Genomic DNA, 10,972 nt, shown 5'->3' on the forward strand with positions numbered 1-10,972 from the left:
CCGAGAATGGCAGATTCACCGCCCCCCATTCGAGGCGCGCCGGCATAACCGTCTAACCGCATGAAAATTCTGAAAAAAACCTTTGCCATCAGAAAGGCTTTCGACTACATTAGCGCGCCTCGACAGACTGAACTGGTTTGACGAGATACGGTGAAGTGTCCGAGTGGCTTAAGGAGCACGCCTGGAAAGTGTGTATACAAGAAATTGTATCGAGAGTTCGAATCTCTCCTTCACCGCCAAATTCGATGTAAACAAAACCCCTGGTTTCGAGAGAAACCAGGGGTTTTGTTATTTCTGGGCTTTAAAAGCGCACTGTTCTCAGATCACGCGCTCGGCATATCCATCCGCCGCGCTATGACATCCAGCAAATCACAACCGTCGCGCAGGGGAATTGAGCAGAGCAACGCGAAATCGCTGAGCACAACTGCATCACTACTTATCTCGCTACGTAGTGCAAGGTTCTCAAGCATTTGGGTGACGGCCCGAAGCCGATAACCAGCGGCGTCGAGAAGGATTTCCAGCGCAACCGTGGTATCGATGAAGAGAGCGGGTGTAGCGCAGTCGTTGCTGGTCAGGGCCATGTATTGCTTCATGAGTGACTCCATTAAGACAAAGATAAAAACGACTAAGCTTTCATGGTCAACGGCCAAAAACGGCGTTTGCCTGAAATAATGTCGTTTACATTCCGTCTTGTCATCGAGTCGCCAAACCCGGCCGCTCACACTGCGACCGAGCAACTATAAGATTGGCTTTTGAAAAACGGGAGAGTGCAGCTTCCGAGTAACCTGTAGGACCTTGCCCGAATTAATTAATGTCTTCCCGCTCTGCTCCTTATGCGCGATGCCTGCACAGGGTCAGCAGGAACGCGTAATTGTAGGCATGCGCCTGGACTGAAGTAGTCTTTTTCTGAAACGTTAAAACCACCCCCCTACGCGTCTTACCTCGGCTGTAGCGCCTTCTTATAGTCGTGCGCCTCAGTCACTTGGAGGTGCACGCATGCAGGGACCCTACGCATTTATCAACGAACGGCCGCAGCCTTATCCACTGCTCAAACTTAGCCTGGCGCTTGATCCGCATACACGCACTAAATTCGACACCCTCAACCAGCACATCCGCAACGCGCTGGTGTTGCCTGGGCAGTTGGTGATCATTGGGGATAGCCGAACGGCCTCTTGCACCGCTGAAGAGGCACAGCTGATGCGCTCGGCGCTGACTATAAAACTTGCCCTGCTGGCGTACTCCGCAACCGACCAGTTTCTGATCAAAAACTATGATCAGTTGCAGGCCATTTTGTCCTATTCGTCCGTTGGTATCGGCAGTGCCAGCAGTGCCTGGAGCAAGCATCTGGCGCAGATAGAGAAGACCCTCATGGACATCGAGAATTTGCATAAGCAGTACTTGAGGAAGGGTACGACGGGGGCGAGGGAGGAGTTTCTGATTAAGCGTAAGGCCCTGTTTGCAAGGTTGGATTCCCAAATCTCCGGTATGGCGCGCTTTGGCACGGGATTGAAAAACGAGGGTTCAATTAAAAAAATGCTCGGGATTTCCAGTAAAAGCTATTGGCAACATGGGGAAATTCGCAGATATGAGGAAAGGGTCAAGCGTGTGGCCAAGGCTTCGCAGATATTGAAGAAGGGCGCCTACGTGGGCATAGCGCTTGATGTCGGGGCCACGGCTCTGGAGATAACGGAGGCATGTTCCACAGGGCGCGAGCAAGCCTGTACGCAGGCGAAGTATGTTGAAGGGGGCAAGTTGGTGCTGGGGGTTGGCGGTGCATCGGCGGGCGGAACACTTGGTGCTCTTGCGGGCATCGGCGTATGCGCAATTGTTTTTGGCATACCTACAGCGGGTGTCGGAGCTTTGGCATGCGCCATCGTCGGCGGTGCTGCGGGAGGAGTCGCCTTAGGCGAGGTTGGAAACAGTGCTGGAGAGTTTGCGGGTAAGTTTCTCTATACGTCCGTGGAGGGTTGAATGTACTTGGAATATTTCGTTTTGAGCTCAGGGGGCCTCCTGCTACTAAGCTTCCCGATCGTCTTTTTTGCCATGTTCAAAAAGCTCGATGCAGCCGAGCGCTATATGCAGTACAGCAGCTTCATAGTCGGGTGCAGGCACACTTTTCGTCATACTCCCTTTGAGGGAAGGCCCCAGCGCGTATACGCCATGGCTACGCTCATTCTTGTCCCGAGAGTCATTCAGTGGAGAGGTATGGTACTTGTGGAAGATGTTGAAAAAATACCTCGGCACCTAAAGTACTGGATGGTGGTACCAACATTCGTTACTTGTATCTCCCTGCTAGGCCTCACCATCAGCTGGTTTTTTATAAGCGACTAGTCCTTCATGAGAAAGGGCGACTCTCCTTCGCCCTTCCCATAATGTCATTCTGCTTACCTCTTTCCGTTCCTCAATGCCTATGCCGATGATGCACATCCGGAAAGTGCGCATGGCTATGTCGCATCACACTGTGTTCATGCACATGACTGTGCGGCTCTGCCGAATCCCACTCAAACCCATGCTCATGCTGATGATGTTCATCATGCACATGCCGATGCCCGTGTTCCGTGGCCTCGTGCAGGTGCTCATGCGCATGCCGCTCCGTCAGGTGCAACCAGACCCCCACGGCCATCAGCGCTGAAGCAACCCAGAACGCCACCGTCACTGATTCCCCGAACGCCAGCAAGGCCACCGCTGCGCCGAGGAAAGGCGCCGTCGAGAAGTACGCGCCCGTGCGCGCACTGCCCAGCCCGCGCAGTGCCAGCACAAACATGACCAGGCTGATGCCATACCCCAGAAACCCGACCAGCAGGATAGGCGCCAGCTGCGCCACGCCCGGAACCTTCGCCCCGAGATACAGCGCCAAGCTGCCATTCACCACCCCGGCGATCAACCCCTTGGCCCCGGCGATGAACAGCGCGTCCGACGCCGACACCTTGCGCGTCAGGTTGTTATCTATTCCCCAGCATAAGCAGGCGATTGCCACGGCAACCGGCCCAGTCCAGTCTTGGCTCGCGCCGCCGCCGTCGGACCATGACAACACCACGCCGCCCAACACAATCGCGATCATCCCAAGGACGATGCGGCGGTCTGCATTTTCTTTAAACACCAGCCAGGCGATGACGGCGGTCAACACCGATTCAAGGTTGAGCATCAGGGAGGCGGTCGCGCCTTCGGTGCGCGTCAGGCCGAACATCAAGGCCACCGGCCCGAGGATGCCGCCGAACACGATGGCGCCGATCAGCCAGGGCCATTCCGATGGGGTTAGCCCGGAGGGTTGCCAGCCGCGATCACGGATCAGGCGCACGCCAGCGAGGCCGATGCCGCTGCCGAGGTAGAGCAGGCCGGCAAGCAGCACGGGCGAGAGGCCCAGGCCGAGGCTTTTGGCGAGCGGGGTGCTGGCGCCGAACAGGGCGGCGGCGGCGAGTGCGTAGAGGGTACTGAGGTTCATGGGCCGTCCTCGAAAGTCTGGCCCATGATACGTCGCTTGCCAGGGTCAACGCCCTGGCAATTGCATATTTACTGCGCAGTTTTCAGCTTGATCACGTCACCCGAAATCTTGGTGGTGTAGCCGCTGAGTACCCAAGCCCAGAACCAGTTTTCCTGAACCTGAGTGTTGATCAGCGCATCGCCGCCTTTGGCTTTGATGGCTGCATCCTGGGCGCGCACGAAACGGTTGTTCTGGCCGATTGGGATAACGCCGAAGAGCATGATGCCGGTGGCGCTGCCTTCGCCGTGGCCAATGACGGTGTATTGGCTGCTGTCGTACTGCGGGGATTTGATGGCGGTGCCGGTGCAGCCTGCGAGGGTAAAACCAAGAATGGCGGCTGCAACGACTTTACTGACGTACTTCACGGGGTAACTCCATGGGCAAAAATCGAGATCCAATTCTCGAAGGCGCGCCACTCTAATCGCCGCACTGGCAGATTAAAATCAGTTACCCGGAAGTTTCATCTTCAGGCCTGCACGTACACCCACGCCGTCAGGCCCGACGCCAACGCCACAGACACGCGCTTGTAGTCCGACACTTCATACGCATCTGCCGCCGCAAGTTCCTGCTCATTGATCTGAAAAACCATGCCCTCAACGCTGGCGGCCGGTTCTGTAGTCGGTGCGAGAATCGGGTGGTGGGTCTTGCCGCTGGTGGCGAGCACGTCGGGGTCGGTGATTTCTACCCAGCTTTGCGCATAGCCAAGCATGGCGTCGTGTTGGCCGACGAGTTCACGGCCGAAGTTGGCGAGTTGCACGGCTTTGTCTTGCAAGGTGCCGTAGGAAAACAGCAGCACGGGAAATTGGGTGGAGAGTTCCATGGGTGTTCCTTAAGCGAGTAAGTCTTCGTAAAAAGCGCCGTAAGGCTTGCTCGGGTGGGCAATCTGGATTTCCAGAATCCACAGCCCGGCATTTGGGTAGTGCTCAAAATCGCCCAGGTCGCCGCCACGGTGGATGGCGTGGGGGAAGTCGCTGACGCGGTGGCCCTTGATGTCGAGGTTCAACTGCCAGCCCATGGCGTGCGCTTGTTCCTCGGCGTAGCGGTAAAGCTCAAGGCCGACGACCTGGTCGTTTTTCCAGCGCGATTGTACGCGGTCGAACAGGGTTTTGGCGGCGCTGGCGCAGGCGATCATTTCCGCGTCGTTGCCGACGCTGAAGGTGGCGCCGGCGTCGCCTTCGTGGCCTTGCCAGACGGCGCCCATGTCGATGAAGAAGATGTCGTTGTCGCCCAGCACCGGGTCGCCGTCGGAGCGTTGCTTGAAGGTTTTGAGCGTGTTGGTGCCGAAACGCACCAGCAGCGGGTGCCAGATGCGTTGCATGTCGAGTTCGGCGAGCACCTGTTTACCCAGCTCGCGCGCTTCGGATTCGAGCATGCCGGGGCGGACGCGCTGGGCGAGGTGTTCGATGGCTTGCCAGGTCATGGCCTGGGCGTAGCGCATGGAGTCGATACTGTAGGCGGCGCCTACGGCTTCTTTGGGTTGTGCACTCACCGATCTTTCCTCAGGTTGAACAGCATCAGGCGTTATGCTTTTTACTATATAGCGATGCGATGACGCAGCCCAACCCTGAAAACACCGAAGATCAAATGTGGGAGCTGGTTTGCCAACTTCCCACATTTTTTAACTGTGTTTCGTCAGAGGTGCAGCCACGCCAGGCTGCCCAGCACTACGGCCACGGCGCCAGCGGTGTACGACATCCGCTTCAACCATTCCTTGCGCGTCAGCAACGTAATCGCCGCCAATGAAATCGCGATCTGGATCGCGGTCATCGCCTGCGCCCAGCGGTGGTGCTGGTGCAGCGCCTCTTCCGATTTCTGGTCCCATTCCTTCGAGGTGGCTTCAAGCTTTTCGGCCTGCTTGCGCACGTCTTCCTTCTGGCTTTTGTAGCGCTCGATCTCGTCCTTGTAATGCGCGGCATCCACGCCGGGAATGTGCGTGGCCAGTTCCGCCAGGTTCTGGCGGCTGGATTTGGCCTGGTAGTAGTTCCACTGGTTGGCGGCTTCGGTCTTGATGATGGCGGCGTTGTTCTTGTCCATCGCCGCTTCGCTTTCGGTGGAGCCGGCCTGGTAGCTGAGCATGGCCCCGAGGGTGGCCATCAGGGCTGTCATCACGGCAATGCGGCTGGCGAAATTGTCGCCGCGGCCGTGGGCATGTTCGGTGGTGTGCTCGACGTGTTTTTCGTGCGGGCTGGGGACTTCGAAGGCTTCGGACATGGGGGGCGTCTGCGAACGGAATGAGGGAGTCTGATTCTTCACCAGCGAAGCTGTCTCAATCCTGTACGTAACGCTGCAAACCCTGCACCAATGCATCGAACATCACCCGGCAGCGCGGGCTTGTGCGCAAGTCTTCGTGCATGGTCACCCAGGTGTCCATCTTGAACGCAAAACCCTCCGGCAGTACCCGACGCAGGCGCGGGTCGCGTTTGGCCAGTTGCACTTGGCACCCGCCGATGCCAGCACCGGCGCGGATCAGCGCCAGTTGCGCGAGGTCGCTGTCGCTGCTGAGGGCGAAAGCGTTGCGTTCAAAGCCTTTGATGGCGAGGCTGCGGATGAAGGCGTTTTCCTGGTCGAAGCCGATCACCGCGTGGCCCGCCAAGTCCTGCATGTGAAGCGGAATGCCGTGTTGCTGCAGGTAATCGTCACGGGCGTGCAGGCCGACTTCGATCAGGCCGATACGCTGCGCAAGCAATTGCTCCTGGCTGGGCCGGACCATGCGCACGGCGATGTCGGCTTCCAGTTGCAGCAGGTCGCTCAGGCGGTTGGTGAGGGTCAGTTCGACTTTCAGGTGCGGATGCTGGCGCTGCAGCTGGGCGATGATCGGTGGCAGCACTTCCACGCCGACCACTTCGCTGGCCGACACCCGCACCACGCCACGCACTTCATCGCCCTGGGAGGATGCGGCGCGCTCAAGGGCGGCGGCGGTGCGTGCCATGGTTTCGGCATGCGCGCGCAAGGTGTGGGCGACGGCGGTGGGCAGCAAACCCTGAGGCGAACGGGTGAACAGCACCACGCCCAGCCCTGCCTCCAGCGCGGCAATATGCCGGCCGACCGTGGGCTGTGTAATGCCGAGCAGCCGTGCGGCCCCCGACAACGAGCCTTCCTTGAGTACACCGAGGAACGACCGGTAAAGCTCCCAACCAATAGTCAATGCCATGCATAAATGTATAGCGCCTTGGCGATCTTGGGCAATTTATCTATAGCGGTGCCTTGTACACACTGGCCTCAACAACCAACAGAGGCGGGAGACGGCGATGAGCAAGGTGCTGGTACTGGGTGCAACCGGTGGAATTGGCGGCGAAGTGGCGCGGCAACTGAGCGCGGCAGGCTGGGAGGTGCGTGCGTTGACCCGCGATGTGGACAAGGCGCGCCGCGAGGATGCGGCTTTTTCGTGGATCAAGGGCGACGCGCTCAATCGCGAAGACGTGCTGGCCGCTGCCCGTGGCTGCGCGGTGATCGTGCACGCGGTCAACCCGCCGGGTTATCGCCACTGGGCCGAGTTGGTGCTGCCGATGATCGACAACAGCATTGCCGCGGCCATCGTCGAAGGCGCGACGATCGTGTTGCCCGGCACGGTTTATAACTTCGGGCCGGACGCGTTTCCCGTGCTGCACGAAGATTCGCCTCAGCACCCGCAGACCCGCAAGGGCGCGATCCGTGTGCAGTTGGAACAGCGCCTGGAGACGGCTTCCCGCCAAGGCGCGCGGGTGGTGATCGTGCGCGCCGGGGATTTTTTCGGTGCACGGGTGGCCAACAACTGGTTTGCCCAAGGCCTGATCAAACCCGGCAAGCCGGTGCACGCCGTCAGCTATCCGGGCGCCGCCGGTGTGGCGCATCAATGGGCGTACCTGCCAGATGTGGCACGCACCATGGTCGAGTTGATTGAACAGCGGGCAACCCTCGCGGCGTTTGCGCGTTTTCACATGGCGGGGCACATCGACACGGATGGCATGCAGATGATTCAGGCGATCCAGCGGGTGGTGCTGCGCAGGACCGGCCATCAACCTCGCGCAGGGCGTTTCCCGTGGTGGTTGATGAAATTGATAGCGCCCTTTGTCGTCACAATCCGCGAGATGCAGGAGATGCGTTACCTGTGGCACACCCCGCTGCGCCTGGATAACCAGCGTTTGGTGGACACGCTGGGGCATGAGCCCCACACGCCGCTGGAGCAGGCGGTGGAAGCGACATTGGCCGGCTTGGGTTGCTTGCCTACCTCCGCCTGATCAGGCGCACATACACCGCGATATTGATCAGCAGCACCAGCGCCCCAAGCGCCAATTGAATGTTCGGGGTCAGCCCGGCCGGGTAGATCAGCGTGAGGATGTAGTGCTCGATAAACCCGCCGCCGTAACCGTCTTGCCCGGCGAGGTGGCGAAGCAGGTTTTCCCATCGGGTCAGCGGGCAGGGCAGGTGGAACACCTCCACGGCCACGCCCCAGGCCGCAGCTGGCAGGTGCAGCCACATCACTGGCCGCCATTTGAGCGCCAGCAGCCCGCCGAACAGCACGAACAGGATGAAACACAGGTGGAACAGCACCAGGCCGTCGGCGGCTATGCGATAGAGCATGTGAAGGTTCGCTTTTAAAAGGTTGGCGGCGTCAGGCGCCGAGGTGTTCTTGCAGGTAGTCGATAAACACGCGGAGTTTTTTCGGCGTGTTGCTGCGATTGAAGTAATACAAATACAGCGCGCTGTGGGTGATCCAGTCGTCCAATACTTCCACTAACTCGCCGGATTGCAAGTAGGGCTCGACGCTCGAACGCGCCAGGTAGGCAAAGCCGAAGCCGTCGAGGGCGCCGCGGATCATCAATTCGATGTCATTGGTGGCCAGCCGGCCCTTGACCGTGACCCGCATCGGTTTGCCGTCTTTTTCAAAGTCCCAGCGGTGCATCAATCCGGTTTGTGCGCTGCGGTAATTGACGCACTCGTGCTCAAGCAACTCGTGAGGATGGGTGGGGCGTGTGCGCCCGTGCAAGTAACCCGGCGTGGCGACGATGACGAAGCGCAGTTGCTTGGCCACCGGAATCACCACCATGTCTTCGGCCAGCACGTGGTCATAGCGGATACCCGCGTCGAAACCCTGGGCGACGATATCCACCAGGGCGTTATCCACCGCCACCTCCAGGTTGATGCCCGGGTGTTTGCGCAGGAACCCTTGCAGCAGCGGTTGCAGCACCATGCGGCTGGCGGTGGAGGGCACGTTCAGGCGCAAAGTGCCGCTGGCCTCGACGGTGGCGGCGGCAACGCTGTGCAAACTGGTTTCCAGCTCTTCGAGCAGCGGGGTGATTTTTTCCAGCAGTTGCGCACCGGCTTCGGTGAGGCTGACGCTGCGAGTGGTGCGATTGAGCAGACGCACGCCCAGCTGTTTTTCCAGGGCGCCGACCCGCTGGCTGACGGTCGACACCGACAGGCTCACGGCATCGGCCGCCTGGGTGAAGCTTTTAGTCCGTGCAACCTGCAGGAACAGGCGCAATTGCTGGAAATCAGGCGTGTCCATTGTGTGGTTTTTCCGAAAGGGGCATCCGGATTATGCATCTTTTTAACAAAAACGCCCGCGCGCATACTTTTTCCACACCCACGAGGAAGGCTTCTTCATGACCGATTCAACTGCAAAACCTGTCTGGTTCATCACCGGTTGCTCCACCGGGTTCGGCCGCCAATTGGCGTTGCACACCCTGAGTCTCGGTTACCCGACGGTGGTCACCGCCCGTAACCCGCAACAGGTGCAGGACATTGTGGCCGGCTTTGAGGACATCGCCTTGGTTGTGGCGCTGGACGTGACTGACCAGGCCCAGGTAGAGGCGGCGGTGCAGGCCGCTCAAGCGCGCTTCGGGCGTATTGATGTGCTGGTCAACAACGCCGGCATTGGTTACTTCGGTGCGTTTGAAGAAAGCGACCTGGACGAAGTGCGCCGCATGTTCGAGATCAACGTCTGGGGCCTCAGCGCCATGACCCGCGCCGTATTGCCTGGCATGCGCGCTCAGCGTTCAGGCAGTGTGGTGAATATTTCTTCGGTGGGCGGCATTGCCGCGTTCCCGTCCTTGAGCTTCTACAATGCCACCAAGTTCGCGGTGGAAGGGTTGTCCGAAGCGCTGTCCAAAGAAGTCGCGCCATTGGGCATCAAGGTGCTGCTGGTCGAGCCGGGCCCGTTCCGTACCGACTGGGCCGGGCGCTCGGCGAATGAGGCGGCTCACGCGATTGATGATTACCGCGAGACGGCGGCGGCACGTGCCGGCGCGGTGCGCAACTACAGCGGCAAGCAACCTGGTGACCCGGTGCGTGCGGCGGTTGCCATCGTCAAGGCAGTGGAGGCCGAGCAACCGCCTTTGCGCCTGCTGCTGGGCAAGGCCGCACTGGGTTTTGCGCGCGCCAAGGTTGAAGCGTTGAGCGCAGACTTTGAGGCGTGGGCCGAGGTGACTGAGGGCGCGGATTTTCCGGAGTGAGGTTATAGCTCCAGCTGAGCGGCGTTGATGCCAAACGCCTTGGCTATCTTTTCACGCGTTGTCCGGCGAGGTTTGTTAACCGCCTCTTGCTGGGCAAAAGCGGATTGGGAAATACCAAGGCGTTTGGCCACTTCGCAGACACCACCGGCCCTGTAAACCGCACCTGGCCGCCCTCCGGCAGACGCGGTACCGCGCAGGCGCGTTTGATCATTGGGCGTAATTGTCGGTACTGGGCTACAACGGTTGCTTGCAGGCGACGTGGGCCGTTATTGTGCTGAATCCTTTTAGTCCTTCCCCCAAGGTTCTGTTGCGATGAATGCACCGCGTACCGCTGTCGGTCCGATCAAGGCCGTGATTTTCGATATGGACGGGTTGTTGCTGGATACTGAAGGCATCTACACCGAAGTGACGCAGATCATCGCCGAACGCTACGGCCGTACTTACGACTGGGGCATCAAGCAGCACATCATCGGGCGCGGTGCCCAGGACCTCGCCGACTATGTGGTCAAGGCGCTGGACTTGCCGATCACACCGGCTGAATTTCTTGAAATCCGCGAGCCGCTGATGAGCGAGCGTTTCCCCAGGGCCTTGGGCATGCCCGGGGCCGAAGCGCTGGTGCGGCATTTGAAGGCGCACAACATTCCGATTGCCGTGGGCACCAGTTCGTCGCGCAATTCGTTTGGCCACAAAACTACCTTGCACCGCGAGTGGTTCAGCCTGTTTGGCACCATCGTGACGGCGGATGACCCGGAAGTGGGGGCGGCGAAACCCGCGCCGGATATCTTCCTCACCGCCGCGCGCCGCCTGGGTGTGGCGCCGCAGGATTGCCTGGTGTTCGAGGATTCGCCGTTTGGCGTGACGGCCGCGAAAGCCGCCAACATGACCGCCATCGCCGTGCCCGATGAAGCCATGGCAGACAGCAAGTACCAGCACGCTGACCAGATCATCCGCAAATTGGCGGACTTTGATTTGGCGGCCTACGGCTTGCCACCCATGCGCTGAATAAACACAGTAAAAAATGTGGGAGCGGGCTTGTGTGGGAGCTGGCTTGCCTGCG

General features: G+C 59.6%; 13 protein-coding genes, 1 tRNA gene and 1 pseudogene. 5 read left to right on the forward strand and 10 right to left on the reverse strand.

Features of this window, described 5'->3' with window-relative positions:
- Window positions 1-149: 149 nt before the first annotated feature.
- Window positions 150-239, forward strand: a tRNA-Ser gene (locus WBB95_RS17650).
- 84 nt (window positions 240-323) lie between these two features.
- On the opposite strand, the gene WBB95_RS17655 is transcribed toward WBB95_RS17650, so the two are convergent.
- Window positions 324-593, reverse strand: coding sequence for a short-chain dehydrogenase (locus WBB95_RS17655; protein WP_424488756.1), 270 nt, complete (start codon window positions 591-593; stop codon window positions 324-326).
- Between the two features lie 403 nt (window positions 594-996).
- On the opposite strand from WBB95_RS17655, the gene WBB95_RS17660 reads away from it, so the two are divergent.
- A complete protein-coding gene (locus WBB95_RS17660) occupies window positions 997-1,971 on the forward strand; it encodes a hypothetical protein (protein ID WP_424488757.1) in 975 nt (324 codons plus the stop codon).
- A 430-nt stretch (window positions 1,972-2,401) separates the two neighbouring features.
- Here the strand turns inward: WBB95_RS17660 and WBB95_RS17665 are convergent, their stop codons facing one another.
- The 6 genes from WBB95_RS17665 to WBB95_RS17690 form a co-directional block, all read right to left on the reverse strand.
- Window positions 2,402-3,442 (reverse strand): DMT family transporter, encoded by a 1,041-nt coding sequence (locus WBB95_RS17665; RefSeq protein WP_424488758.1) that lies wholly within the window; start codon window positions 3,440-3,442, stop codon window positions 2,402-2,404.
- Window positions 3,443-3,510: 68 nt separating this feature from the next.
- Complete coding sequence (locus WBB95_RS17670; protein WP_424488759.1) at window positions 3,511-3,846, reverse strand: hypothetical protein; 336 nt, start codon at window positions 3,844-3,846, stop codon at window positions 3,511-3,513.
- Window positions 3,847-3,947: 101 nt separating this feature from the next.
- The gene (locus tag WBB95_RS17675) at window positions 3,948-4,301 is read right to left on the reverse strand and encodes a gamma-glutamylcyclotransferase family protein (protein ID WP_424488760.1); all 354 of its coding nucleotides are present in this window, start codon (window positions 4,299-4,301) and stop codon (window positions 3,948-3,950) included.
- 9 nt (window positions 4,302-4,310) lie between these two features.
- Window positions 4,311-4,970, reverse strand: coding sequence for a M24 family metallopeptidase (locus WBB95_RS17680; protein ID WP_424488761.1), 660 nt, complete (start codon window positions 4,968-4,970; stop codon window positions 4,311-4,313).
- Between the two features lie 143 nt (window positions 4,971-5,113).
- The gene (locus WBB95_RS17685) at window positions 5,114-5,692 is read right to left on the reverse strand and encodes a DUF4337 domain-containing protein (RefSeq protein ID WP_424488762.1); all 579 of its coding nucleotides are present in this window, start codon (window positions 5,690-5,692) and stop codon (window positions 5,114-5,116) included.
- 55 nt (window positions 5,693-5,747) lie between these two features.
- Window positions 5,748-6,632 carry a LysR family transcriptional regulator gene (locus tag WBB95_RS17690; RefSeq protein ID WP_424488763.1) on the reverse strand — a complete coding sequence of 295 codons (885 nt, stop codon included), beginning with the start codon at window positions 6,630-6,632 and terminating at the stop codon, window positions 5,748-5,750.
- Window positions 6,633-6,729: 97 nt separating this feature from the next.
- Between WBB95_RS17690 and WBB95_RS17695 the strand changes: the two genes are divergently transcribed.
- A complete protein-coding gene (locus WBB95_RS17695; protein WP_424488764.1) occupies window positions 6,730-7,698 on the forward strand; it encodes an NAD-dependent epimerase/dehydratase family protein in 969 nt (322 codons plus the stop codon).
- Here WBB95_RS17695 and WBB95_RS17700 read toward each other — a convergent pair.
- Window positions 7,685-8,041, reverse strand: coding sequence for a DUF2784 domain-containing protein (locus WBB95_RS17700; RefSeq protein ID WP_424488765.1), 357 nt, complete (start codon window positions 8,039-8,041; stop codon window positions 7,685-7,687). The genes WBB95_RS17695 and WBB95_RS17700 overlap by 14 nt on opposite strands.
- A 31-nt stretch (window positions 8,042-8,072) precedes the next feature.
- Window positions 8,073-8,969 carry a LysR family transcriptional regulator gene (locus WBB95_RS17705; RefSeq protein WP_424488766.1) on the reverse strand — a complete coding sequence of 299 codons (897 nt, stop codon included), beginning with the start codon at window positions 8,967-8,969 and terminating at the stop codon, window positions 8,073-8,075.
- A gap of 97 nt (window positions 8,970-9,066) precedes the next feature.
- On the opposite strand from WBB95_RS17705, the gene WBB95_RS17710 reads away from it, so the two are divergent.
- Entirely contained in the window at window positions 9,067-9,915 is an 849-nt protein-coding gene (locus tag WBB95_RS17710; protein WP_424488767.1) for an oxidoreductase, read from the forward strand.
- A 2-nt stretch (window positions 9,916-9,917) separates the two neighbouring features.
- Here the strand turns inward: WBB95_RS17710 and WBB95_RS17715 are convergent.
- Window positions 9,918-10,049: pseudogene (locus tag WBB95_RS17715) on the reverse strand (helix-turn-helix domain-containing protein); the annotation flags it as partial.
- 178 nt (window positions 10,050-10,227) lie between these two features.
- Here WBB95_RS17715 and WBB95_RS17720 point away from each other — a divergent pair.
- Window positions 10,228-10,917 carry an HAD-IA family hydrolase gene (locus WBB95_RS17720; RefSeq protein WP_424488768.1) on the forward strand — a complete coding sequence of 230 codons (690 nt, stop codon included), beginning with the start codon at window positions 10,228-10,230 and terminating at the stop codon, window positions 10,915-10,917.
- Window positions 10,918-10,972 lie beyond the last annotated feature (55 nt).

The sequence above is a fragment of the Pseudomonas sp. genome, assembly GCF_049645325.1.
Lineage (GTDB): Bacteria > Pseudomonadota > Gammaproteobacteria > Pseudomonadales > Pseudomonadaceae > Aquipseudomonas.